Source organism: Streptomyces cylindrosporus, from assembly GCF_022698165.1.
Taxonomy (GTDB): domain Bacteria; phylum Actinomycetota; class Actinomycetes; order Streptomycetales; family Streptomycetaceae; genus Streptomyces; species Streptomyces cylindrosporus.
Window position 1 is genome coordinate 524,421 of sequence record NZ_JALDAY010000001.1, and the last position, 24,093, is coordinate 548,513.

The 24,093-nt window shown below is 70.2% G+C and carries 25 protein-coding genes; 15 read left to right on the plus strand and 10 right to left on the minus strand.

The genetic code is table 11. The annotated features are described in order from the left end of the window. The first annotated feature begins 42 nt into the window (after positions 1–42). Both MQP27_RS02200 and MQP27_RS02205 read left to right on the plus strand, forming a co-directional pair. Entirely contained in the window at positions 43–816 is a 774-nt protein-coding gene (locus tag MQP27_RS02200; protein WP_242760195.1) for an IclR family transcriptional regulator, read from the plus strand. Continuing rightward, positions 813–1,658: an SMP-30/gluconolactonase/LRE family protein gene (locus tag MQP27_RS02205; protein ID WP_242760197.1), complete on the plus strand. Its 846-nt coding sequence runs from the start codon at positions 813–815 to the stop codon at positions 1,656–1,658. Before MQP27_RS02200 ends, MQP27_RS02205 begins: the two co-directional genes overlap by 4 nt. A gap of 72 nt (positions 1,659–1,730) precedes the next feature. Here MQP27_RS02205 and MQP27_RS02210 read toward each other — a convergent pair whose 3' ends face one another. Continuing rightward, positions 1,731–2,951, minus strand: a complete 1,221-nt coding sequence (locus tag MQP27_RS02210) for a DUF6545 domain-containing protein (protein ID WP_242761356.1) — start codon at positions 2,949–2,951, stop codon at positions 1,731–1,733. A gap of 70 nt (positions 2,952–3,021) precedes the next feature. After that, a complete protein-coding gene (locus MQP27_RS02215) occupies positions 3,022–3,615 on the minus strand; it encodes a toxin-antitoxin system, toxin component family protein (protein ID WP_242760199.1) in 594 nt (197 codons plus the stop codon). 178 nt (positions 3,616–3,793) lie between these two features. Between MQP27_RS02215 and MQP27_RS02220 the strand changes: the two genes are divergently transcribed. From MQP27_RS02220 to arfA, 5 genes are all read left to right on the plus strand, one after another. Continuing rightward, positions 3,794–5,143, plus strand: a complete 1,350-nt coding sequence (locus MQP27_RS02220) for an extracellular solute-binding protein (RefSeq protein WP_242760201.1) — start codon at positions 3,794–3,796, stop codon at positions 5,141–5,143. Beyond that, entirely contained in the window at positions 5,140–6,078 is a 939-nt protein-coding gene (locus tag MQP27_RS02225; protein WP_242760203.1) for a carbohydrate ABC transporter permease, read from the plus strand. Before MQP27_RS02220 ends, MQP27_RS02225 begins: the two co-directional genes overlap by 4 nt. Beyond that, positions 6,075–6,935, plus strand: coding sequence for a carbohydrate ABC transporter permease (locus tag MQP27_RS02230; RefSeq protein WP_242760211.1), 861 nt, complete (start codon positions 6,075–6,077; stop codon positions 6,933–6,935). Before MQP27_RS02225 ends, MQP27_RS02230 begins: the two co-directional genes overlap by 4 nt. Then, a complete protein-coding gene (locus tag MQP27_RS02235; RefSeq protein ID WP_372511123.1) occupies positions 6,932–7,900 on the plus strand; it encodes an arabinan endo-1,5-alpha-L-arabinosidase in 969 nt (322 codons plus the stop codon). Before MQP27_RS02230 ends, MQP27_RS02235 begins: the two co-directional genes overlap by 4 nt. A 79-nt stretch (positions 7,901–7,979) precedes the next feature. Continuing rightward, positions 7,980–9,491: an arabinosylfuranosidase ArfA gene (gene arfA / locus MQP27_RS02240; RefSeq protein ID WP_242760220.1), complete on the plus strand. Its 1,512-nt coding sequence runs from the start codon at positions 7,980–7,982 to the stop codon at positions 9,489–9,491. 33 nt (positions 9,492–9,524) lie between these two features. Here the strand turns inward: arfA and MQP27_RS02245 are convergent, their stop codons facing one another. Then, positions 9,525–10,586 carry a hypothetical protein gene (locus MQP27_RS02245; protein ID WP_242760222.1) on the minus strand — a complete coding sequence of 354 codons (1,062 nt, stop codon included), beginning with the start codon at positions 10,584–10,586 and terminating at the stop codon, positions 9,525–9,527. Between the two features lie 166 nt (positions 10,587–10,752). Beyond that, positions 10,753–13,689: a glycoside hydrolase family 35 protein gene (locus MQP27_RS02250; protein ID WP_242760224.1), complete on the minus strand. Its 2,937-nt coding sequence runs from the start codon at positions 13,687–13,689 to the stop codon at positions 10,753–10,755. Positions 13,690–13,764: 75 nt separating this feature from the next. On the opposite strand from MQP27_RS02250, the gene MQP27_RS02255 reads away from it, so the two are divergent. Beyond that, complete coding sequence (locus MQP27_RS02255) at positions 13,765–14,223, plus strand: RrF2 family transcriptional regulator (RefSeq protein WP_242760239.1); 459 nt, start codon at positions 13,765–13,767, stop codon at positions 14,221–14,223. Position 14,224: 1 nt separating this feature from the next. On the opposite strand, the gene MQP27_RS51340 is transcribed toward MQP27_RS02255, so the two are convergent. Then, complete coding sequence (locus MQP27_RS51340) at positions 14,225–14,713, minus strand: DUF3515 family protein (RefSeq protein ID WP_242760241.1); 489 nt, start codon at positions 14,711–14,713, stop codon at positions 14,225–14,227. 123 nt (positions 14,714–14,836) lie between these two features. On the opposite strand from MQP27_RS51340, the gene MQP27_RS02265 reads away from it, so the two are divergent. The 3 genes from MQP27_RS02265 (at position 14,837) to MQP27_RS02275 (ending at position 17,274) form a co-directional block, all read left to right on the plus strand. Next, positions 14,837–15,385, plus strand: a complete 549-nt coding sequence (locus MQP27_RS02265) for a TlpA family protein disulfide reductase (protein ID WP_242760244.1) — start codon at positions 14,837–14,839, stop codon at positions 15,383–15,385. 134 nt (positions 15,386–15,519) lie between these two features. After that, positions 15,520–16,431: a sulfite exporter TauE/SafE family protein gene (locus MQP27_RS02270; RefSeq protein ID WP_242760246.1), complete on the plus strand. Its 912-nt coding sequence runs from the start codon at positions 15,520–15,522 to the stop codon at positions 16,429–16,431. 192 nt (positions 16,432–16,623) lie between these two features. Continuing rightward, positions 16,624–17,274 carry a DUF4360 domain-containing protein gene (locus MQP27_RS02275; protein ID WP_242760248.1) on the plus strand — a complete coding sequence of 217 codons (651 nt, stop codon included), beginning with the start codon at positions 16,624–16,626 and terminating at the stop codon, positions 17,272–17,274. Positions 17,275–17,356: 82 nt separating this feature from the next. Here the strand turns inward: MQP27_RS02275 and MQP27_RS02280 are convergent, their stop codons facing one another. Continuing rightward, positions 17,357–18,136, minus strand: a complete 780-nt coding sequence (locus tag MQP27_RS02280; protein ID WP_242760250.1) for an intradiol ring-cleavage dioxygenase — start codon at positions 18,134–18,136, stop codon at positions 17,357–17,359. Between the two features lie 138 nt (positions 18,137–18,274). Here MQP27_RS02280 and MQP27_RS02285 point away from each other — a divergent pair, with 138 nt between their 5' ends. Together MQP27_RS02285 and MQP27_RS02290 are read left to right on the plus strand one after the other, a co-directional pair. Then, positions 18,275–18,874, plus strand: coding sequence for a hypothetical protein (locus MQP27_RS02285; protein WP_242760252.1), 600 nt, complete (start codon positions 18,275–18,277; stop codon positions 18,872–18,874). Positions 18,875–18,906: 32 nt separating this feature from the next. Beyond that, positions 18,907–19,647 carry a class I SAM-dependent methyltransferase gene (locus MQP27_RS02290; protein ID WP_242760254.1) on the plus strand — a complete coding sequence of 247 codons (741 nt, stop codon included), beginning with the start codon at positions 18,907–18,909 and terminating at the stop codon, positions 19,645–19,647. A gap of 7 nt (positions 19,648–19,654) precedes the next feature. Here MQP27_RS02290 and MQP27_RS02295 read toward each other — a convergent pair whose 3' ends face one another. Together MQP27_RS02295 and MQP27_RS02300 are read right to left on the minus strand one after the other, a co-directional pair. After that, positions 19,655–19,900 carry a DUF397 domain-containing protein gene (locus tag MQP27_RS02295; protein WP_242760257.1) on the minus strand — a complete coding sequence of 82 codons (246 nt, stop codon included), beginning with the start codon at positions 19,898–19,900 and terminating at the stop codon, positions 19,655–19,657. Next, a complete protein-coding gene (locus tag MQP27_RS02300; protein WP_278195638.1) occupies positions 19,897–20,682 on the minus strand; it encodes a helix-turn-helix domain-containing protein in 786 nt (261 codons plus the stop codon). Before MQP27_RS02300 ends, MQP27_RS02295 begins: the two co-directional genes overlap by 4 nt. A gap of 172 nt (positions 20,683–20,854) precedes the next feature. On the opposite strand from MQP27_RS02300, the gene MQP27_RS02305 reads away from it, so the two are divergent. Continuing rightward, positions 20,855–21,334 (plus strand): ATP-binding protein, encoded by a 480-nt coding sequence (locus tag MQP27_RS02305; RefSeq protein WP_242760261.1) that lies wholly within the window; start codon positions 20,855–20,857, stop codon positions 21,332–21,334. A 6-nt stretch (positions 21,335–21,340) separates the two neighbouring features. Here MQP27_RS02305 and MQP27_RS02310 read toward each other — a convergent pair whose 3' ends face one another. Then, positions 21,341–21,850 (minus strand): DUF4328 domain-containing protein, encoded by a 510-nt coding sequence (locus tag MQP27_RS02310; protein ID WP_242760263.1) that lies wholly within the window; start codon positions 21,848–21,850, stop codon positions 21,341–21,343. An 80-nt stretch (positions 21,851–21,930) separates the two neighbouring features. Here MQP27_RS02310 and MQP27_RS02315 point away from each other — a divergent pair, with 80 nt between their 5' ends. Further along, the gene (locus tag MQP27_RS02315; RefSeq protein ID WP_242760265.1) at positions 21,931–23,244 is read left to right on the plus strand and encodes a DUF3500 domain-containing protein; all 1,314 of its coding nucleotides are present in this window, start codon (positions 21,931–21,933) and stop codon (positions 23,242–23,244) included. Here MQP27_RS02315 and MQP27_RS02320 read toward each other — a convergent pair. Then, complete coding sequence (locus tag MQP27_RS02320; RefSeq protein ID WP_242760274.1) at positions 23,241–24,077, minus strand: helix-turn-helix transcriptional regulator; 837 nt, start codon at positions 24,075–24,077, stop codon at positions 23,241–23,243. The genes MQP27_RS02315 and MQP27_RS02320 overlap by 4 nt on opposite strands. Between the last annotated feature and the right edge of the window lie 16 nt (positions 24,078–24,093).

The following is a 24,093-nucleotide window of genomic DNA, read 5'->3' on the forward strand; positions in this document are numbered from 1 at the left end:
TTCGAACACAGACGCCCAGATAATCAAGGGAGGGGGCCGGTTGTGGGACGCCTCGTACCTGCCGTGACCCGGGCTCTCGACATTCTCGAGCTCTTCCTCGACGGGGACGGGACGCTCTCCGCCCCCGACATAGTGCGCCGGCTCCAGCTGCCGCGCACCACCGTGCACGAGCTGGTCACCACGCTCGCCGCCCGGTCGTACATCGTCCAGGTCCCGGGCCAGCCCGGACGGTACCGGCTGGGCGTACGGCCGTACCAGCTCGGCAGCCGCTACGCCGAGCAGCTGGACCTCGCCGCGGAGGGGCAGCAGGTCGCCCGTTCCGTCGCCGAGACCTGCGACGAGACCGTGCACGTGGCGATCCTCGAAGGCACCGACGTCATCTACATCGCCAAGGTCGACTCGACCCACGCGGTACGGATGGTGTCGGCCGCCGGCCGTCGGCTGCCCGCCCACTGCACGTCCGTCGGCAAGATGCTGCTCGCCTCCCTTCCGGAGCCGGAGCTCAGCTCGCGGATCCCGGACGACGCCGACCTGGTCGCGATGACACCCAACAGCATCACCGACCCGGCCGCCCTGCGCGAGGCCCTCGCCGAGATCCGGCTGCGCGGCCTCGCGGTCGAGAGCCGGGAGTCCAACCCGGACGTCAGCTGTGTGGCGGCCCCCGTCCGGGACCGCACCGGCCAGGTCGTCGCCGCCCTCTCCATCTCCGTCCCCATGATCCGCTGGAGCGACGAGCGCCGCGCCGAGCTGGAGCAGCTCGCCGCCAAGGGCGCCGTGGAACTCTCCGAGCGCCTCGGCCACCGGACCGTCGCATGACGGCCTACGAGGTGGCGGTGCGCGCCGAGGCCGCCCTGGGCGAGGGGCCGACCTGGGACGCGGACGCCGGCCGCCTGATCTGGATCGACATCCTCGGCAGCCGCGTGTACACGTACGACCCGGTCTCGGGCCGGCGCACGCTCCGGGTCACCGACCAGCACGTCGGCGCCGCCAAGCCCCGCGCCGGCGGCGGCCTGGTCCTCAACCTCCGCGACGGCGTCGCCCTCGTCGACCCCGACGACACCTTCCACTGGCTCCACCACGAGCCCGTGCCCGGCCGCCGCGCCAACGACGCCGCGGTCGCCCCCGACGGCTCCCTGTGGGCCGGCACCATGCGCTACGACGAGGCCCCCGGCGGCGGCACGCTCTCCCGCTTCACGGGCGACGGCACGGCCGAACTCGTCCTGGACGACGTCGCCGTCAGCAACGGCACGGGCTGGAGCCCCGACGGCAGCCTGATGTACTACATCGACTCCCCGACGCGCCAGATCGACGTCTTCCACCACGAGAACGGCCGGATCTCCGACCGCCGCCGTTTCGCCCAGATCGAGGACGACGCAGGCTACCCCGACGGCCTCACGGTGGACGCCGACGGCTGCGTCTGGGTGGCCCTGTGGGACGGCAGCGCGGTACGCCGCTACACGCCGGACGGCGAACTGGACAGGGAGATCACCCTCCCCACCCCCCTGGTAACGGCCTGCGCCTTCGGCGGCCCCGACCTGACCGACCTGTACATCACGACAGCCAGAGTGGGCCTGACGGACCCACACCCGGTGGCGGGCTCCCTCCTGGTAGTCCCAGGAGCAGGAAAGGGCCTGCCGCAGCCCCCGTTCACAGCTTGAGAGACGGCAGGAACCGCGCCCCCTCGGGGGCGCGGGGAACTGCGCGACCAGCCACAACGAACCCGCACCCGCTCAACTACCGGTCGCGGCACCCCGGAACGCGCCCACTCCCGCCCGCACGGCCGCCAACTCCTCAGGCCGCCGCAACGCATCGGACACCGCCCCGATCTCCCGCAACAAGCCCGTCGTATCCGGCTCCGGCCCACCCTCAAGGCCGCCCCCCGCCACCGCGTCCTGCACGGCCACAGCCCAGGCCAACGCCATCGCCCTCCCCGGCTCATGCCCAAGGGACACCGCAGCCTCGTACAACCCCTGCCGCCGCCCCTCGTCCACATGCCGCGCCAGCGGAAGCAGCGCATCCCGGATGAACGTCTCCCGCCGGATCAGCCGCAGCTCCGGCGTGGCCCGCAGCACGAACGAGACCCCACCCCCGTTGACGGAACGCATCAGCAGATACAGGGGACGCAGGCGCCGATGGGCCAGCCGGATGCGCCAGCGGTCGTGCAGGTACTGACCGGCGTGCGGAAGGATGAAGCCGACCGCGATCATGATGGCCGACAGACACGCCAGCGGCGGTGCCACACCCGTGCTCAGCCAGTCCAGGTCGTGCCCGGTCCACCGGGCCACCACCGCCGGCAACTTGACGGCGTAGAAGGAGAGTTGGGCCGCGTACCCGATGCCGAGGAACTTCAGCCCCCAGCGCAGCCACGCGTCCAGTCCGTCCGTGCGCATCCAGTTCCAGATCAGCGCCGAGGTGACCACCGTCGCCACGGCCTGCGCGACCAGATAGAGCACGATCATCTCGCGCATGTACGGCGTGTTGGCGTAGTACGTGTCGAGGTCCCGCAGCCGTTCCACCGGCGCGTCGGCCAGCGCGAACAGCACCCACAGCGCGGCGATCACCCCGAGGGACCCGGCCACCACCCACCGTACGGCGCGTACCGTCGCGGCGGAGCGGTCGGCCAGCCCGTTGCGCCAGGCGATGATCAGCAGCAGGCACGAGCCGCAGAACGCCGTCAGCAGTGAATACACCCAGGGCGCCGAGATGTTGGGCACGCCCGTGATCCGGTTGACCCGAGCGATCGTCGACGGCGCCACGAACACGAACACCGCGCAGGCGACGAGCAGTACGCCGCCCACGGCCCGCAGCAGCGGGTCGCTCCACAGCCGCACGATGGTCGGCAGCTTGATCGCCAGCGCGGCGATCAGCACCCCGGCCGGGATCCACCAGAAGGACGGATAGAACTCGTTGACGAACCCCGCGGGGGACCAGGCGAGTTGGCCGAGACCCACGCCCGCCGCGCCCACGCCGGACGCGCTCGCGCTTATCACACCCACGCCCACGCCCTCACCACGCCCACGCTCACCGCGCCGAACCCCCGCGCCCGCGATACCCCAGCGACCGGCTCAGCGGAGTGAGCGGCTCCTCCGTCTCCCGCCCGCTCAGCAGCGGCCGGAACGCCGCCGCGAGCCGGTGTCCGAAGTCGTCGGCCTCCGCCTCGTCCGCCACCCGCGAGCCGTCGCGCGCGGCCACCGACAACGCCATGTCGGTCCACGCCCTCCGGTCCGCCAGCGCCGCCCCCGCCACGTGATGATGGCTGTGCCCGGCGTGCAGATGCCACAACTCATGGCCCAGGATGACCAGTTGCTGCACCGCCTCGGCCCGCTCCTCGACGATGACCAGGTCGAAGTCCTGGAACTCCACCCAGAGCCCGGTCACCTCGATCTCGTCCGGGAACCGCTCAAACCGCAGCTCCACCGCCCGCCCACCACGCCGTACGCTCATCTCCTCGCACAGCGCCCGGCACAGCTCGCGCGCGTCGGCCGGCGGCCGCGGTCTGGCCCGCACGGCGGCGACGAGCCCGCCCGTCAACTCCCGCATCCCGGACACGCGCCGCGAGCGCCGTAGCGCCCCGGCGACCCGGGCCGCCTTCCTCCGCGCGCCCGCGATGTCCATCGTTCCCCCTTCCGCCGCCGCACAGCAGGCTGCCCGAGACTACGCCGTCGTTCAACCGAGAACGACCTCCGTGGCTGGAAAACTCGTGCGCGAACCATTGACTGGCAAGCGCTTCCTATTTACGGTCCCGTTCGAAGTTACGGGCAAGATTCGGTATACCGAACAGATAGGGCAGGGCATGGGACGACCTGACCTGAATCGCAGGCATGTGCTGGGCGGGCTCGGCGGGCTCCTCGTCGCCGGCAGCCTCGGCTTCGCCGCGCTCGGCACCGGCGCCGACGCACTCGCCGCCACCGGCCGCACCCGGGTGCGGTATTGGAACCTCTTCAGCGGCGGCGACGGATCGAACATGATCGCGATGCTGGACGCCTTCCGCAAGGAACACCCCGACATCGCTGTGAAGGACTCCACCCTCCAGTGGGGCAGCCCCTTCTACACCAAGCTCGCCATGGCCGCGGCCGGCAACCGCGCCCCCGAACTCGGCGTGATGCACATGGGCCGGGTCGCCGGCTTCTCGCCGGGCCGCCTGCTGGACCCGTGGGACGTCGACCTGCTCGCCAAGTACGGGGTACGGGAGTCGGACTACAACCCCGCGCTGTGGCAGCGCGGCGTCATCGACGGCAAGCTCTACGCGCTCCCGCTCGACATCCACGTACAACTCTGCTTCTACCGCAAGGACGTGCTGAAGAAGGCCGGTCTGCTCGGCGACGACGGCCGGATGATCCCGGTGACCTCGACCACCGAGTGGTTCGACGTCCTGAAGAAGGCCAAGCAGGCGCAGAAGAAGGGGCTGCAGACCATCGGGCTGTGGACCAACGACCAGAACTTCCAGTGGTGGTTCTTCGTCGCCTTCTACACCCAGCTCGGCGGGCAGTGGTTCAACGACGCCCGCACCGAGGTCCTCTTCGACACCGACAAGGCCACCCAGGTCCTGGAGTTCTTCCGGCAGCACGTCACCGACGGATACGTCATCCCGGGCGCGCCCACCGGCGAGCAGTTCATCAACGGCGCCCCCTTCACCTGGGAGGGCAACTGGTCGGTGCCGGTCTTCTCCGCCGCCAAGCTCGACTACGGCGCCACCCCGCTGCCGCCCGTCTTCGGCAGACAGGCCACCCACGCCGAGTCGCACTCCTTCGTCCTGCCGCACCAGTCCGGCCGCGGCGGCGCCACCAACGAGGCCGCGCACGAACTGGCCGCGTACGTCGTCCGGCACGCCCTCCAGTGGGCCGCCGGCGGCCACATCCCCGCCTACACGCCGACCCTGTCCACGGCCGCGTACAAGAAGCTCCAGCCGCAGAACGAGTACGTCTCCGCCATGGACCACCAGGCCACCGAGCCGAAGGTGTGGTTCGCGGGCTCCACCGGCATCCTCGCGCAGGACCTCGGCCCGCTGGTCGTCTCCTCGACCATGGGCTCCGCCAAGCCCGCCTCCGTCGCGCAGAGGATGAGGAACCAGCTCGTCAAGCTCCTCGCCTCGAAGAACCCCATGGACGGAAAGACCGCCGCGCAGGGAGGTGCGGTCGCATGACGACCAATGCCGAGACCTTCGTCGTATCCCCGCGCGTACGGGCCGCCACGGCCACCGCGACCGTCCGTCGCAAGCAGGGCTTCCAGCACGGGGGTTGGTTCATCGCCCCCTTCATGCTCCTCTTCGTGCTGTTCGTGATCTGGCCGCTGCTGCGCGGCGTCTACCTCAGCTTCACCGACGCCAACATCTCCGGCGAGGGCGCGCGCTTCATCGGCCTCGACAACTACCGCGAGGCGCTGCACGACCCGATGATGTGGGACGCGCTCGGCCACAGCGCGTACTTCACGCTCCTCGTCGTCCCCTGCATCACCGTCCTGGCCTTCCTCCTCGCGATGCTCGCCCACAACATCGAGCGCGGGAAGTGGCTGTGGCGGCTGTGCTTCTTCGCGCCCTTCCTCCTGCCCTCGACGGTCGCGGGCAACATGTGGCAGTGGCTGTTCACCCAGGGCATCGGCCTGTTCAACGAGACCCTCGGCATCCAGACGCCCTGGCTGACCGACAAGTCGTACGCCATGCTCGCCATCGTCATCGAGACCCTGTGGTGGACGGTCGGCTTCAGCTTCCTGCTCTACCTCGCCGCCCTCCAGGGCATCCCCGCCCACCTCTACGAGGCCGCCAAGCTCGACGGCGCGAACGCCTGGCACCGCATGGTCCACATCACCCTGCCGATGCTGCGCAACATCACCGGCCTGGTGATCGCCCTCCAGGTGCTCGCCTCGCTCCAGCTCTTCGACCAGGCCGTCGTGATGTTCGACTTCGGCACCGGGCCGGAGAACAGCACCCGGCCGTTCGTGCAGTACACCCTCGAACAGGGCTTCACCAGCTACCGCGTGGGCTACGCCTCCGCGATGTCCGTCATCTTCTTCGTGATCATCGCAGTCGTCGCCCTGGCGCGGATGTGGCTGCTGCGCAACCGTGAGGAGAGCGCCCGATGACCACCGCCGTACAGGTCTCCAAGCGGTCCCGCAGGCCCTGGACCCCGAGCCAGATCGTCCTCACGCTGCTCGGCGTCGCAGTCTCCGCCGTCTTCGTGGCGCCGATCGCCGCCGCCCTGTTCACCTCCCTCAAGTCCGAGGCGGAGGCGGCCGAGATCCCGCCGCACTGGCTGCCGAGGACGTGGACGACCCAGGCGTGGCGGGCGCTGTGGTCGACCGGGAACATCGGCAACTGGTTCATCAACTCGCTGGTCGTCTCGGTACTGGTCACCGCCATCGTGCTGACCGTCGCGGCCCTCGCCGGATACGGCTTCGCCCGCACGGAGTTCCGCGGCAAGGGAGCGCTGATGGGCGTGGTGATGTCGGGCCTGATGATCTCGCCCGCCGTCCTCGGCGTGCCCCTCTTCACCACCGTCCAGCAGATGGGCATGGTCGACACGTACTGGGGCATGATCCTGCCCCAGTGCGCGCCGGCCGCGATGGTCTACATCCTCTACAAGTTCTTCCAGGGCGTCCCGCGCGAACTGGAGGAGGCCGCCTTCATCGACGGCGCGGGCCGCTGGCGGGTCTTCTTCACGATCGTGCTCCCGCTTTCCCGCCCGTCCCTCGCGGCGGTAGGCATCTTCACCTTCATTGCTTCCTGGAACAACTTCCTGTGGCCGTACATGGTCACCAACAACCCCGACCTGATGACCATGCCGAACGGCATCGCGACGGTCATGAACTCCTACGGCATCCAGTGGGCCCAGCTCATGGCCGGCGGCCTGATGGCCGGCCTGCCGCTGATCGTCGTGTTCGTCTTCTTCCAGCGCCAGATCGTGGCGGGCGTCGCACACACCGGATTGGCGGGCCAGTGAGAGTACGCGGAGCGGTTACGGCCCTGGTGGCCATCGTGCTGGCATTCCTCCCCAACGCGGCCCAGGCCGAGGCGAGTTACCCCGACCCCCTCCCCATCACCGGCCAGCAGATCATCCACGACCCGACCGTCCTCCACCTCAAGTCCGGCGGATACGTCGCCTATTCGACCGGCGGGATCATCGGCGCCCGCACGTCGAAGGACCTGCGCCAGTGGGACGACGCGGGCAACGCCTTCGCCACACCGCCGAGTTGGTGGTACGAGTACAACGACACCGGCGACCCCTGGGCGCCGGACATCTCCTACCGCGACGGCCGCTACTGGCTCTACTACGCCGTCTCGTCCTGGGGCACCAACCACTCCGCGATCGGCGTGGCCACCTCCCCGTCCGGACTCCCCGGCACCTGGACCGACCACGGCAAGGCGTTCACCTCCGAGACCACGGACACCTGGAACGCCATCGACCCGGCGATCGTCCGCGCCGACGGCCGGCTCTGGATGGCGTTCGGCTCGTACTGGACCGGCATCCGCATGGTGGAGCTGGACCCCGGGACCGGCAAGGCGATCCCGTCCGCGACGGTCGCCCACCTCGCCACCCGCCCGGACGCCCCGTACGCGGTCGAGGGCCCGTACATCGTCAGACACGGCCGCTACTACTACCTCTTCGCCTCCTACGACGCCTGTTGTGCGGGAGTGAACTCCACGTACAAGATCAGGGTGGGCCGCTCGACAAAGGTGACGGGCCCCTACGAGGACAGCACGGGCAAGCCCCTGCTGGAGGGAGGCGGCGACCTGCTCCTGGCCGGCCACGGCAGGTACATCGGCACGGGAGGAGAGTCGGTCTTCCGCGCCAAGGGCGGGGACTGGCTGGCGTACCACTACTACGACGGCGAGGACAACGGCACGCCGAAGCTGGGGCTGAACAGGCTCAGCTGGACAAGAAACGGCTGGCCAGTCGTCCTTTAGGGGCGCGGGGAACTGCGCGACCAGCCCCAACGCACCCGCAGCCGCCACCCTTCAGAACCACCCCCTTCGAAAGGCGAACATGCACACCGCCCGCTTCACGCTCGACCCCGCATTCACCGTCGGCCCGGTCAACCCCCGCCTCTTCGGATCCTTCGTCGAACACCTCGGCCGCTGCGTCTACACCGGCGTCTTCGAGCCCGGCCACCCCACCGCCGACGAGGACGGCATCCGCACCGACGTACTGGACCTCGTCCGGGAACTCGGCGTCACCGCCATCCGCTACCCCGGCGGCAACTTCGTCTCCGGCTACAAGTGGGAGGACTCCGTCGGCCCCGCCGAGGACCGCCCCCGCCGCCTCGACCTCGCCTGGCGCTCCACGGAGACCAACCGCTTCGGACTCTCGGAGTACATCGCCTTCCTCCGCAAGGTCGGCCCCCAGGCCGAACCCATGATGGCCATCAACCTCGGCACCCGCGGAGTCGCCGAGGCCCTCGAACTCCAGGAGTACGCCAACCACCCCGCCGGCACCGCCCTCTCCGACCTCCGTGTCGCGCACGGCGACAAGGACCCCTTCGGCATCAAGCTGTGGTGCCTCGGCAACGAGATGGACGGCCCCTGGCAGACCGGCCACAAGACCGCCGAGGAGTACGGCAGGATCGCCGCCGAGACCGCCCGCGCGATGCGCCAGATCGACCCGGGCGTCGAACTCGTCGCCTGCGGCTCCTCCAGCCAGTCCATGCCGACCTTCGCCGCGTGGGAGGCGACGGTCCTGGAGGAGACGTACGACCTCGTCGACCACATCTCCCTGCACGCCTACTACCAGCCCGAGAACGGCGACATCGACTCCTTCCTGGCCTCCGCCGTCGACATGGAGTCCTTCATCGAGAACGTGGTCGCCACCGCCGACCACATCGGCGCGAAGCTGAAGTCGAAGAAGAGGATCAACCTCTCCTTCGACGAGTGGAACGTCTGGTACATGTCCAAGTGGCACGAGATCGAGAACTCCAGCGCGCGCGACTGGGCGGAGGCCCCCCGCCTCCTGGAGGACAACTACAGCGTGATGGACGCCGTCGTCTTCGGCTCCCTCCTCATCGCGCTGCTCCGCCACGCCGACCGCGTCACCGTCGCCTGCCTCGCCCAGCTCGTCAACGTCATCGCCCCGATCATGACCGAGCCCGGCGGCCCGGCCTGGCGCCAGACGACCTTCTTCCCCTTCGCCCAGGCCTCCCGGTACGGCCGCGGCCAGGTCCTCGACGTCCGCGTGGACTCACCGACGTACGAGACGAAGAAGTACGGCGAGGCCGACCTGCTGCACGCCACCGCGGTGCGCGCGGAGGACGGCACCGTCACCGTCTTCGCGGTCAACCGCAGCCGGACCGAGTCCCTCCCGCTCGAAGTCGCCCTGAACAGGCTGGACTTGACGTCCGTCGTCGAGCACAGCGCCCTCGCCGACGCCGATCCGGACGCCCGGAACACCCTCGACGACCCCGAGCGGGTCGCCCCGCACGCCGTCGAGGGCACCGCGCTCGCGGACGGCACCCTCACCGCCGTACTCGAACCGCTGTCGTGGAACGTGATCCGGCTGGCCTGACGGGATTCAAGGGATCCAAGGGATTCAAGGGATTCACTGCTCGATGTGCACCTGCGCGGGCGGGTACGGGGACGAGGACGTCGTGCCGACGGCCCAGTAGCCGCCCGCGCCGGGGACTGAGGCAAGTGCCATGGTGAGTACGGGAGTTGTGGCCGTCGCACCTCGTTCGCTCACCCAGCTGCCGTCCTCCCACCGGAGGTGGTGCGCGCGGGTCTGGTCCCAGAAGTCCCAGCCGGCGATGCGGTCGGGGCCGCCCTGGCCGTCGTCGACGATCGAGGTGAGCATGCCGACGGTGAACGGGGCGGTGACGGTGTTCCAGGCGTCGCCGTCCCAGTGGCGGAGGGTGACGCTCGGGGGCTTGCCGGGTGGGCCGCCGACTCCGAAGTCGTAGCCGGTGAGCCAGATGTCGTCGGCGGCGACCGGGAGGAGGTCGGTGACGGTGAGGCGGAAGCCGGCGGGGAGGGGCAGTTCGGTCCAACTCTCCCCGTCCCAGCGGGCGATGAGCGTGCTGTCGTAGACCCAGACCTCGCCGGACCGGGTCACGCGTACGCCCGAGGGGGCCGCGGTGGGGGCGCTCGGGGGCGTCGGCTGCCAGGTCAGCTCCGTGCCGTGGCCGTGCAGCAGGACCGCGCCGTCGGAGTTGCGGCCGGAGAGCCAGAGGTCGCCGTCCGGGGCGACGGCCACGCCGGTCAGCGAGGTGCCGCTCGCGGTCCGGCCGGGGAAGTCGGCCTCCCGCCAGGTGGTGCCGTCCCAGGAGAGCAGGTGGGCCGTGCCGTACTGGTCGGCGCCGACGGTCCAGGCGCCGGTGGCGGAGGCGGCGACGGAGCGGAGGTAGCCGTTGAAGCCCAGTCGGTCGATGTCGAGTTGGGTCCAGGCCCGGCCGTCCCACAGCAGGGCGAGCGGGTAGCCGCGGGTGCTGCCGTTGCGGCCTTCCTCGCCGACGGCCCAGGCGAGGTCGGGGGAGGCCGCCGCCACGCCGAGCAACTGGGCGGCGGCCAGGCACTCCGGGGCCGTCACGGCCTGCCACTCATGCGGCACCCCGGCGGTGGCCGAGCGCACGCCACCGGTCGCCCCCACACTCGTTCCGGAGCTCACATCCGCCTTCGCGCTCGCGTTGGCGCGCGCACTCGCCGAGGCCAGCCCCAAGCCGGCCCCGGAACCGATTAATCCGCTGATGAAACGCCGTCTTCGCACGGGATTCCCTCCCCCTTGAGCGGTCCGCGGAGGCACCACCGTGAACCAGCCCGCCGGAGAAGGCAAGTCATACGTCGGCCACCGTCACCCCGCCCGCCGCCGCCCCCAGCAGCGTCAGCCGCACGTCCGACGGCCCGGCCGGTGTGGTCCCGTCGGACAGGACCGCCAAGGCGAGTGTGTTGGTGCCACGTGTGCGGAGGATCCCGTTCGGGAGCGCGAAGGTGTGCTGCGGGCCTACGTCGTTGATGTACTGGCCCATGTTCCAGCCGTTCAGGAAGATCTGGACGCGATACGCACGGGCCGGGTCGTCGTCGAGGACGAGTCCGATCGACGCGTCGATGCCGGAGTCGACGGCGAGCTTGAAGCCGGTCCGGTACCAGGTCACCCCCTGCTGCCGGTCGGCCCGCGGCAGTTCGGCCTCCGGCCAGTCGCCGTCGGCGTGGTCCGGCAGGTGCCAGCCGTGCCGCTCCCCGTACAGGCCGCCGTTGTTCTGCGGCCCGCGCACCGGGTCGGGTGCCGCCTCGCCCTGGATGCGCCAGCTGAGCCGCGGTGCGGCCCCCGCGAAGGTGACCGCCGTCAGCCCGCGCGCCACCTTGTGCGTGTCCTGCGCCTTGCCGTCCTGGTCGTGCTGCATCCGCCGGACGAGCACGGACAGCACATGCGCACCGTCCTTCCGCAGCTCCTCCGGTACGTCGAACACCGCCGTGTCGGCCCAACTCCCTTGCCGCACACTGCTGTTGCCCGGCACCGGCATCCGGTGCGTGCCCAGTGGCCGCCCGTCCAGCCAGGCCATCAGCAGCCCCTGGGTGCCCGTGCTGTAGGCGAGGGAGACGGACTCGGCGCCGCGCGCGTCGGTGAAGTGTCCGCGGTACCAGACGTCGCCGTAGTGGAAGCCGTAGTCGTCGGCGAAGAGCACGGGCTGCCCGTCGGGGACGGGCGTGGTGCTGTACGTGGTGGTCCGGTCGGCGAGCTTCCAGTCGGAGTCGTCGTAGTCGGGCGCGGCCTCCGGGTTCTCCGTCTTCCGCCGCCACCCGCCACGCAGCGCGGGGAGGGTGACGGTACCGACCCCGGGCAGGGGCTGCGCGGCCCGCAGGCTCCCGGACGCGGACGTCCGTACCTTCAATTCCCCTCCATTCCACGTCACTTCACGCAGCCCGCGCGGCCCCCACACCTCCAGCTCCGCGGCCCGCACGGTGTCGCCGGTGAGCCGCACCGCCGTACCGCTCACGTCGGCGGTCCGCAGCAGGGCGGGCCCGTACACCAGCACCGAGCCGGACGGTGTCTCGCGCGGCCACAGCCGTACGGACGTCTCGTCGTCCGCGAGGAGCAGCAGCAGCGGGGTGCCGACTCCGCCGCCGGACACCAACACCCTTGTCAGACCGTCCAGTTGGGCCTCGATCCGCAGCAGCCCGTCCTCGTACGACCAGTCGGCGTCCCCCTCCACCACCGTGACCGTCGGCCGCATCGCGCACTCCAGCGCGGTCACCGTCGTCTCGCCGGAACGCCCGGTGAGAACGGCGATCTCCTGGCGCCCGGCGCTGAGCGCCAGCATGGGCTGCGCGTTGGAGTACCGCAGCTCGCGCCTGCCCAACTTGAGCCCGGTGACGAGCAGTCGCGCGTCCTGCGCCGGGACGGTGACGGGCGCGTCGATGCCGGGCACGGCCGAAGTGACCGTCTGTTTCCCGTCGTTGCGCACGACGTAGACCTGGGCGCCGGTGTCCGGGTTGGCCAGGTGGTACACCTTCAGGCCGTCCGCCGTGACGTCCTCGGCGCGGTCCAGCTTCGCCAAGTCGGGTACGTGATACAGCAGTTGGCCGAGCTGGTGCATCGGCACGAGCTTGTCCGTGGCCTGCCGGCCCTCGTCGATGGCGGCCCCGTAGTCGTACGAGGTGTAGACGACCGGCGCGGGCAGCCAGCCCCAGGAGGTGCCGCCGAAGGTCATGTAGACGTTGTGCAGGGTGATGCCGTTGGCGAAGTTGGTGAGGTAGAAGCGCCGTTCGTAGGCGGCGTCACGCAGCCGCCGGGACTCGGCGTACCCCTTCCCCTTGAACCAGACCCCGCCCCACGGATCGAACCAGCCGCCCCCGAACTCCGGTACCAGGCCCGGGGTTTGCGGGCTCGCGGTCGCCCCGCCCTTCGTCCCGCCGACCCCGAAGTGCCCCCAGTCCGGCGGCGTGAGCGTCGGCGAGGGATACCCGTCGAAGCCGTACAGCCAACGCCCCTGTTCCCCATCGGTGTCGAAGGAGCCGGGGATCCAGTACCCGTTCCTGCCCTTGTCGTTGTGGAACAGCGGTACGTCGATGCCGTCGGCCCGCACCTTCCGGTACAGGTGGGCCATGTAGTCGCGCCCGGCGGGTTCGGTGACGTGGGCGTCGTACTCGTTCTCGATCTGGTAGAGCAGGATCGTGCCGCCGCCCTTGCTGTACAGGTGCCGGCCGGCGATGGCGTTGACCTGGTCGAGCCATTCGTCGACGTACTTCAGATAGGTCGGGTCCGAGGTCCGTGCCGTGCCCTCGGTGGCCGTCAGCCAGCCGGGGAAGCCGCCGCCGTCGATCTCGGCGTTGATGTAGGGGCCGGGGCGCAGGATGACGTAGATCCCGGTCTCGCTCGCCATCCGCAGGAACAGGTCCAGGTCGCGGACGCCGGTGAAGTCGTATTGCCCCGGTGCGGCGGAGTGGTAGTTCCACGACACGTAGATGCTGACGGCGTTGTACCCGTGGGCGCGCATCTTCTGGAGCACGTCCCGCCACAGCGAGGGGCTCGGCAGCCGGAAGGGATGCATCTCGCCCGACCACACCACCAGCCGCCGGCCGTCGACGATCAGCGAGTAGCGGTCGAAGCCGATAGTGTGCCGCTTCCCGTCCGCGGCCGGCGGCGCGGGCGCGGGCCCCGTCGGCACGGTCGGCGCGGCATAGGCGCAGCTCGCCGCCCCGCTGCCGCCGAGCGCCAGCCCGAGCGCCGTGGTTCCGGCAAGGGCGCTGAAGGTACGTCTGCTGAGCCCCAAGGGAGCCTCCCGTCGTGCCGGTCGGTCGGCGCGTGCGAGGTCATTGTGTACAGGGCTACCCGCCACAATGGTGCTATGAGGATCTCGGCACGGGCGGATTACGCGGTACGGGCGGTTCTTGAGCTCGCCGTTCGGCAGGACGGTGGACCGGTGAAGGCGGAGGCCATCGCCGCCGAGCAGGACATCCCGCACAAGTTCCTGGAGGGGATCCTCGGCGATCTGCGGCGCGGCGGGATCGTCGACAGCCGGCGCGGCGGGGGCGGCGGCTACCGGCTGGCGCGGGAGGCGGCGAAGATCACCGTCGCGGACGTCATCCGTGCGGTGGACGGGCCCATCGTGTCGGTACGGGGCGAGCGGCCGACGGGGTTGGAGTACACCGGGTCGGCGCAGCCGCTGCTGCCGCTGTGGATCGCGCTGCGGGCCAATGTGCGCCGCATCCTGGAGGGCGTCACCATCGCGGACATCGCGGCGGACGCGCTGCCGGAGCCGGTGAAGGAGCTGGCGGCGGAACCGGCTGCCTGGGAGAACCCGTAGGTCAGCCGGACGCCTTCCCGAGGCAACGGGAGGTCTGGCGGACCGGGGCGACCAGTCGGGACAGGTCGACCAGCGCCGCGTCCGTGCCGGTCGACCCGTCGAAGACGACCTGGGTCGCGGGGGTCCGCCCGTAGGTGACCACGACCTTCCTGCCGTCCGTGGACTGCGCCTCGTCGTACACCCAGTCGACCCCGTCGACGGCGAAGCACGGATCGCCGGTGGGGCCGGGCGGTGTCACCCCGCACCGCAGCACGATGGCCTGGTCACCCCACACGGCGACCCCGGCGAGGCTGCTGTCCCGCCGCGAGTGCCCGCCGAGCGAGGCGGGCGCGCCGTCGGCGATGCGCTTGCAGTACGGGGCGCCCGCGCCCTTGGCGGCACGGATACCGGCGTCGGCGTCGTCGCCGGTGAGGAGGTGGGCGGCGAGCCCGGCCCCGGCGACGAGGACGCCCGCGCCCGCGGTGAGGGCGAGTCGGCTCCGGAGGATCACGGACAGCAGGCTAGGACAGGACCGGTACGCCCCCGGTACCCGCCCCCACCCGACGGGCTCCGGAGTGCGGCGAGGACAATGACCTTGTGGGGCAAGGCTGTTGAGCGGGGGAGTGGGGCGACGGTGATCCGAGGCGTTTGCGCGACCGTGGCCGTCGCGGTTGCCGTCCTGACCGGCTGCTCGACCCCGACGCCGATCGGCGACACCAGCCCGGGGGACCCGCTCAGCAGGACCTACGCCGAGGGCAAGCGCCCCGCCGTCCCGGACCTGGCCGGGACCTCCCTGGAGGGGAAGACGGTCCGGCTGTCCGACTACCGGGGCAAGGTCGTCGTACTCAACGCATGGGCTTCGTGGTGCCCGCCCTGCCGGGTGGAGTCGCCCCAGCTGAAGGACCTGCAGGAGAAGTGGGGAGCGCGCGGGGTCCAGGTCCTGGGCCTGAACAACGACGGCAGCCGCACCGACGGCCTGGCCTTCCAACGCCAGCACGCCCTGGGCTACCCCTCCCTCCACGACCCGTCCGGCAAGCAGCTCCTGCGCCTGCCGCACGGCCTGGTGAACACCCGCGCCCTGCCCTTCACGATCGTCGTCGACCCGACCGGCAAGGCGGCGGCGACGCGGATGGGCCAGGTCACGGAGGCCGAGCTGACGAAGCTCGTGCGGCCGCTTCTGTGAGCCGTCCTCATCGTCGTCTAAGCCCGCACTCAGCTTGACGCCCTAACGTCGCCTCCCGTTCATCCCTACCTCTCCGGTGGGAAAGCCAGGAAAAAGACGCCGCCGACGACGGCGACACGGACGGGACCCCACACATGCGCACGCTGATCCTGCTCGCCCTCGCGGGCCTCGGTGCCCAACTCGTGGACGGCAGCCTCGGCATGGCCTACGGCGTGACCTCCACCACGCTGCTGCTCGCGATGGGCACCAATCCGGCCGCCGCCTCGGCCACGGTGCATCTCTCGGAGATCGGTACGACCCTGATGTCCGGCGCCTCGCACTGGCGCTTCGGGAACGTCGACTGGAAGGTCGTCGCCAGGATCGGCGTGCCCGGCGCGGTCGGGTCCTTCCTCGGTGCCACGGTGCTCAGCAAGCTGTCCACCGAGGTCGCCGAGCCCGTGATGTCGCTGATCCTGCTGGGGCTCGGCGTGTACGTCATGTCCCGGTTCACCCTGCGCGGCCTGCCCAAGGACCGGCTCGGCCAGCCGCTGCGGAAGCGGTTCCTGGCGCCGCTGGGCCTGGTCGCCGGGTTCCTGGACGCGACGGGCGGTGGCGGCTGGGGGCCCGTCGGTACGCCCGCGCTGCTGGCCAGCGGTCGTATGGAACCCCGTAAGGTCATCGGATCCATCGACACCAGCGAGTTCCTTGTCGCGGTCGCCGCCAGCCTCGGGTTCCTCTTCTCCCTCGGCTCGCAGGGGCTGAAGTGGAGCTGGGTGCTCGCGTTCCTGCTCGGCGGGCTGGTCGCCGCGCCGATCGCGGCCTGGCTGGTGCGGCTCGTGCCGCCGCGGGTGCTGGGCTCGGCGGTCGGCGGGATCATCATCGTCACCAACGTCCGTACGCTGCTGAAGAGCGACTGGATCGGGGCGTCGAGCGCGCTGAGCACGCCGGTGTACGTCCTGCTCTACGCGGTGTGGGCCGCCGCCCTTGCGTACTCGGTCCGCGCCTACCGTCAGGAGAGGGCCGCGGAGGCAGGGGCCGCCGAGGAGCGGCAGCCCGTCGGCGTCTGATCATGGGCAGGGAAGCCGGGGGCGTACCTGTGAAATGCGCGACTGTGAATGGCTTGAGTTCGCCCTGACCGCCGGTTGTGGGGCTCCCTACGATGCGGAGCGCCTCCGGCCTTCACAGGAACCTCACTGTTTCTCCAAAGGTTCCTCGGGGTCCGGGGTGTGCCACCCCCCACTCACAGAACCGGAGAGACCATGATCCGTGGACTCCTGCTGAGCGGCGGCGTCGCCGCTCTGCTCACCACCGCACTGCCCGCGCAGGCCTCGTCCCCCGTGTTCGACAACCCGCCCCCCGACAAGATCGTCATCGACGTCGCGACGGTGAACGGCTCCGGCTGCCCCCAGGGCACGGCGGCGGTCGCCGTCTCGCCCGACAACACGGCCTTCACGGTGACCTACAGCCAGTACCTCGCCCAGGCCGGCGGCAACTCCGACCCGACGGCGTTCCGCAAGAACTGCCAGCTCAACCTGATCGTGCACGTCCCTCAGGGCTTCACCTACGCCATCGCCAGCGCCGACTACCGCGGCTTCCTCTCGCTCCAGCCGGGGGCGAGCGCCACGCAGAAGGCCTCGTACTACTTCCAGGGCTCGTCCACGACGGTGCCGAAGACCCATCCGTTCAGCGGCGCGTACAACGACGACTGGCAGGCCACGGACTCCACGGACTGGGCCCAACTGGTCTGGGCGCCCTGTGGAGTTCAGCGCAACTTCAACATCAACACCGAGCTGAGAGTGAACGCGGGTACGGCGAATCCCGGCAAGGTCAGCTTCATGACCATGGACTCGACGGACGGTGACATCAGCACGGTGTACCACCTGGCGTGGAAGGACTGCCCGGCTTCCTGAGGCGGGCAGGTGTGAGGGGGTGGTCCGCGGCGCGGCGTGCGCGGACCACCCCTGCGGGATTCGGCTCTGACTCGGCTCTGATTCAGCTCTGGGAGACGCCGAGTGTGAGCTTGCCGGTGTAGCCGGAGGAGGTCGAACTGCCCAGGGCGGTAAGGGTCAGGAGCCCGGACGCGGCACCGCCGCCGTCGTAGATCGAGTCCTGGGAGAGCGTGGTGCGGGTGACCGTGTTCGTCGAGTACGGCGAGATCGCGGCGACCTTGGTGGTGACGGACTCGTCGAAGAAGAGCTGCCCGGTGTGGAGTTCGGTACCGCCGGTGAACGAGCCGTCGGAGGTCAGCGTGACGCCGGTGTGCACCTTGACGTGGATGTGGATGCAGCGACCGCGGTACCAACCGGGGTAGATGGTGGTGATGTTGGCGACGCCGGAGGAGTTCGTCAGTACTCCGCCGCGCAGGAAGGTGCCGTCGTCGGCCTCGTTGTGCCCGTTGTTGCCGACGTAGCCGGAGTACTCGCCGAGGGCGTCGCAGTGCCAGATCTCCACCAGCGCGTCGGGGATGACGGCGCAGGCGGAGTTCACGACGGTGAGCGCGAGCTTGAGCGGGATACCGGGCTTGCTCTCGGTGATGTCGGAGCGGACGAGTGCTCCGTCGAGGTAGTAGGGGCCTTCGGTCATCTCCTTGGTGAGGGTGCACACGGCCGCGGCGGCGACGGGCGCGGTGTCGGCGGTGTCCAGCGCGGCGGGCGCACTGCCGGGCGCTGCGGCGGCGACGGCGAGCCCCGCGGCCGTGACACCGGTGGCGATGAGCACGGTACGACGCCCGATCTGGGGCGGGGTCGGGGTTGCTTCCGGAGTGTCTGTCATGGACACGGCACGCTAGGAGCGGAACCTGTTGCCGAGCTGTCAGTTGGGCAAAGTGACGGCCCGTCAAGTTTCTTGTTGGTCAGGTATGCCGGGAATACCTCCGGACAGGGGAGAGGCGGCCGGACTCGGGGGTGAGGGATGGGCGCGGATGAGTTGTCGGCCCTGGCGAGTGTCTCGTCGGCCGCGCTGGCCTTGGTCGCGGTGGCGATCGCGGTCCGGCTGCACCGGTCGGAACAGCGGCAGACGAGGCTGGAGACGGCGCGGAGTCTCGTCCACGAACTGACCGCCGGGGAAGCGGCGTTCGTCCGCAACTATGTCGCGCGACTGCACTACGGCGCGCTGAACAGCGGCCGGAGCCCGGACCTGAGCGACCCGCTGCAGGCGGACGTCTATTTCGCCGCCTACTACGCGATGCTGTGGTCCTTCGAGCGGGTCGAGGCCGGCCGGACCTCTCTGATCGCCGGTACCCGCGCCGGCGACCGGGACGCGGTCGTCCGGTTCCTCGACGAGCGGCTGGCCTGGCATGTGGCCGAGTTCGCCTGTGCGATCCCGCAGGTCAAAGCGCGGCTGGGGGTCACCAGGCCGGACGGGGTCGTCAAGGACAGGGATTCGATCGGCGGCTTCCACCGGCTCCTGTCGGCGCTCCAGGCGGCAGGCATCGTCGACCGGGTGTTCCTGGCGGACGCCTGCCCTGGCAGCGGTGTCTGCCCCTGTGAATGCCACCATCAATCGTGTTGACCGTCCCCGGCAGGCAGTGCTGGAGTCGGCGCGTGGACAGCATCCCCGCCAACCGGCGGCTCTGGAACCGGATCAGCGGCGCCTACCAGCACGAGCACGACCCGCGGATCGGCGCCGTACCCCGGCTGTGGGGGATGTACTCCATCCCCGACGCGCAGCTGCACGCCCTCGGCGACGTCACCGGCAAGCGCGTCCTCGAACTCGGCTGCGGCGCCGGCCAGTGGTCCAGGGCGCTCGCCGCCGAGGGCGCCGGCGTGATCGGGCTCGACCTGTCCGAAGCGCAACTCGCGGCGGCGGCCAGCGCGATGGGAGTGCCCCGCTACCCGCTGGTGCAGGGCGCCGCCGAACAACTCCCCTTCGCCGCCGACAGCTTCGACCTCGTGTTCTGCGACTTCGGCGGGCTCAGCTGGGCGCCGCCGTCTCTGGCCGTCCCGCAAGCCGCTCGCGTCCTGCGGCGGGGCGGGCGCCTGGTGTTCAACGTCGCCAGCCCGTGGTTCGAGGCCTGCTACGACGAAGCGGCCGGCCGGGTGACGACGACGCTGCGGCAGGACTACTTCGGGCTGGACGGCATCGCCGAAGGCGACGGCGCGACCAGCTATCAGCTCACGTACGGCGACTGGGTGAGGGTCCTGCGCGGCGCGGGTCTGGTCATCGACGACCTCATCGAGCCGCGCCCCGAACGCGGAACTCCCAACGGCTACAACGAGACCGACCCACCCGACTGGGCCCACCGCTGGCCGGCGGAACTGCTCTGGGTGACCCACAAACCGTGAGCCGGGGTCAGCTCCGCCGCGCGTGAGCGAGGAACCCGGCCCAGGCGGCGGGGGAGACGGTGAACTGGGGGCCCTGGGGGTTCTTGGAGTCGCGGAGGTGGATGGTGGTGGGGCAGGCGGCGACCTCTACGCAGTCGCCATCGCCGCTGCTGCTGTAGCTGGACTTGCGCCAGGAGAGGGCGACCTCGACGCAGTCGTCCCCAGAGCCGCTGCTGTAGCTGCTCTTGAACCAGGCCAGTTCGGAGGTGCTCATAGGTCTCCTCGCATCTGCTGCAACAGGCTCGTGGAATCCTGGATGGAGAGAGCCTGCGAACGCATCCTGGCATATCGGCTCTGGAGCCCGCTGATCACCTTCCGGTCAGTGATGAGCTGCCCGCTCATCTGCCCCTCGTTGTAGGCGAACCAATTGTTGTTGGGGGCCTCCAGAAGACGGATGGGACCGTGCAGCCCGGCGTGTGACTCCTGTACCAGCGGCATGATCTGGATCTCGACGTTCCGTAGCTGCGCGATCTCCAGCACATGGTCGATGAGTTCGCGCGTGGCCTCTTCGCCGCCCGTGCACCGCCTGAACAGGTGCTCTTCGATGATGAAGCCGTACGCGGTGTTGGGCCGTTCGTGCAGCAGCTGTTGCCGCTCGGCCCGCGCCGCCCATTGAGCCTCGATCTGCTCGTCGGTCAGCGGAGGCAACTCGTCGACGAACAACTGGCGTGCGTACGCTTTGGTCTGCAACAGCCCTGGAATCATCCGGCATTCGTACGTGTACAGGGTGATTGCCTGTTTCTCCAGCCGCGCCCACTGCCGAAACCATGCCGCCAGCCCCGGCTGTCGAGCCAGACACGGCGCAGCCTTCCGTAGCGCTCCCGTGTTGCCCAACACCGGCTCCGCCCGCTCGGCGAAGTCCGGATCCGGCATCCGCCGCCCCAACTCGATTGAGGCCACCGTGTGTTTGGAGAGCCCCACCAGGTTCCCGAACCCCTCCCGGCTCAGCCCCTTGTACTCCCGCAACGCCTGGACGACCGCCCCGAACGTCCGCATGCTGTCCGAGGACTCCGGCTCACCGCCACCACCATCGACCACAGTCGGTCACCTCCCGCGCCCATGGTCACGGGCAGTCACATGTACTGTCCAGACCGTGACCGCGTACTCTCCCGGAGAGTACGCGCGCCGGACCTGGTGAAGTGCCCTTCCGGCCCGCCAGATTGGGCCTATGACCGCACCCTTCACCCCCCAACTCCCGATTACCGTACGTACGTTCAGTCAGCGCCTCAGCTCCACCCCGCGCGGTGCCCGTCTCGCCCGCCACCTCGCCCTGAACCAGCTGCACACCTGGGGCATCCCGGACGACAGCGACCCGGCGCACGCCGTCGCCGTGATCGTCGCCGAACTCGCCGCCAACGCCGTCACCCACGGCCGTGTCCCCGGGCGGGACTTCGAGCTGCGGCTCTCGCTCGTCACGGGCAGCGTCCGCATCGAGGTCACCGACACCCGCGCCGAGCAGCGACCGCCCGCACCCGGCGCCGTACCGACTCCGGATCCTCTCGACGAAGACGGCCGCGGGCTCGTTCTCGTGGACGCGCTCGCCGACCGTTGGGAGGTACTGGAGCGGGAGTCGCCGGGGAAGACCGTGCGGGCGGAGGTCGATCTGCCCAGGTGGCGTGCCCTGGTGAGGAGAGCGGCCGACCGGTGACGGCGGTCAGGCCGTCGGGGTTCCCTGCGGAGCAGGAGCGTGCCGTATCGCTTCGAGCGCGCGGCCCTGCACGGATGTGATCCTCTGGATCAGCCAGAGGATCAGGACCGCGGCCGCGATGTTCAGCGCCTCCGACGTCACCAGCAGTGGCAGCGAGGTCGAGGACTGACCGAGCACGCCGATCACGATGTGTGCCGCCCACGCCACCCACCACGCGTTCACCAGCGCCTCGTCGCGGCGGTCGCCGGCGGGGGCGCTCGCGCGCAGCGTGCCTAGGAGCAGGCCGCGGGGGACCCAGAAGTTGACCACCGGGATGAGCCAGCCCGCGACCGCCCAGACGTCGTGGCCGAGGTCCGCGCCGGGGGTGATGGTCCGGGCGTTGCGGCGGCTGCGGTGCTGCCAGGTCAGGAACAGGGCCGCTGCCGCCGTCATCGCGTACACGGACAGCATCGACGCGAAGCCCGACCCGCTCTCCGGCGTTTCGAGGGGGTGCAGGTGGTGCGCCCTGACGGTCACGCCCCGTTACACCTCCACGGCCGCCGCACTCACAGGCAGGACCCAGGAACACTTCAGGTACGTCATGGATTTTGGAGTCCATGCACGGACACCGACCCCGCACCCCCGAAGCCGAACGCAGCCGCCGCTGGTTCATGAACAAGGCGCTGCTCGCCGGCGGCGTCGCCGCGATGGCGACCATGACCGGCTGCTCCAACGACTCCAACTCCGCCGGTACGGCGAGCGGTTCGGCCTCAGCCGAAGGGCCCGGCGGCATGCCCTCCGGTGCCCCCAGCGGTATGCCCTCCGGCGGGCCAGGTGGGGGTGGCGGCGGTGGCATGGGACCCGGCGCCGGTGAGGTGAAGTACGCCGACTTCAAGGGCGTCACCACCGACGGCAAGGTCCTCGACGACCTGTACTCGATCCACTCCACCGACGTCTCCACCGACAAGCTCGTCAAGGCCGCGCAGGCCTTCCTCGACGGGCTCTCCAGCAAGGAGCGCAAGTCCTGCGTCTTCGACGTGGACGACGACGAGTGGCTGAAGTGGAGCAACGTCGACGGGTACGAGCGCCAGGGCGTCCGCATGGGCGACATCACCGAGAAGAAGCGGGAGTTGGGCTACGCGCTGCTCGGCGCCGCCCTCTCCGCCGACGGGCTCACCCAGACCCGCAACATCATGAAGCTCAACGCGTACCTCGGTGACTACAGCGGCGGGAACAAGCCGACCCTGACCGAGGGCGCGTACTTCTTCACCTTCATGGGCACCCCGTCGACCACCAAGCCGTGGGGCTTCCAGTACGAGGGTCACCACGTCGCCATCAACTACTTCGTCCTCGGCGACCAGGTCGTCATGACGCCCACCTTCATGGGCTCCGAGCCCACCTCCGCCACCTACAAGGGCGAGAAGATCACCCTCTTCAGGAAGGAGACCAAGGCCGGGCTGACGCTTCTGCGCTCGCTGACCTCCGCCCAGCGGAAGAAGGTCGTCTCCTCCGAGGCCAAGGCGAACGACAACTTCAAGGCCGGCGCCGGACAGGACAACGCCCAGATCGCCTACCAGGGCCTGGCCGCCAAGGGCTGGACCAGCGCACAGCGCGCCAACCTCCTCGACCTGGTGCGCGTGTACGTCGGCAACATGGACGACGGCCACGCCGAGGTGAAGATGACGGAGGTCGAGGACCACCTTGACGACACGTACTTCTACTGGATCGGCGAGACCGGGGACTCCTCGGCCTTCTACTACCGCGTGCACAGCCCGGTCGTCCTGATCGAGTACGACGCCCAGTCCCCGATCGCCTACGAAACCCAGAACCACACGCCCAGCCAGCACCACATCCACACCATCATCCGCACCCCCAACGGCGGCGACTACGGCGTGGACCTCCTCAAGCTCCACCTGGAGAACGACCACTAGCGGCCGGCCGGGGCCGGCCGGGACGCCCGGTCCTGGCGGAAGCCGCTCGGGGTCTCCCCGGTGTAGGCCTGGAAGGCCCTGCTGAAGGCGCTCGCGCTGTCGAAACCCACGGCGAGGGCGGTCGTCAGGACCGTGCTGCCGGGCTCGACCAGCAGGGTCATGGCGTGCAGGAGGCGGCTGTGCAGCAGGTACTGGCGCCAGGTCATGCCGGTGGCCGCCTGGAAGCGGCGGCGCAGGGTGCGTTCGGAGACCGCCACGGCCCGGCAGACCCGGTCGAGGGAGGCCGTCGCGAGGTGGGCGTCGGTGTGCCGCATGACCTCGGTGACCAGGGGGTCCGTGCTGGCCGGCAGGTGGAACGGGAGCTCCTCGTCGAGGCGTTCGCGCACCAGGTGGGACAGCGCCTCGAAGTAGGAGTCGGCGACCGCGTCACCGCCCGTGCGGCCGATCGGCCAGCGCGCGGCGTAGATGAGCATCGCGCGCAGGATCGGGTCCACGGGCAGGACGCGGACCCGGCCACCGGTGTCCCGCAGCAGCGCGGGATCGAAGAAGACCGAGACCGTCCTCGCCCCGATGAACGAGCTCTGGTGGGCCAGGCCGGCCGGTATCCACACCGCCTGCCGGGACGGCAGCCGGTGGCGTGCCGTCGCGGTCTCGACGCCGACGATCCCCTCGGAGGCGTACTCCAGTTGGTGCTGGTCATGCCGGTGCCAGGCCGTCGTCCCGTCGCCCTCGAAGGCGAAGGTCCCGGCCGCCACTCCCGTCGAACGCATCGACGCCCAGTGGGAGTTGGCCGCGGGAGGCGCGGATGTGGCCGTTCGTGCGGAGCCGGTCATGGCCCGGAGTATGTAC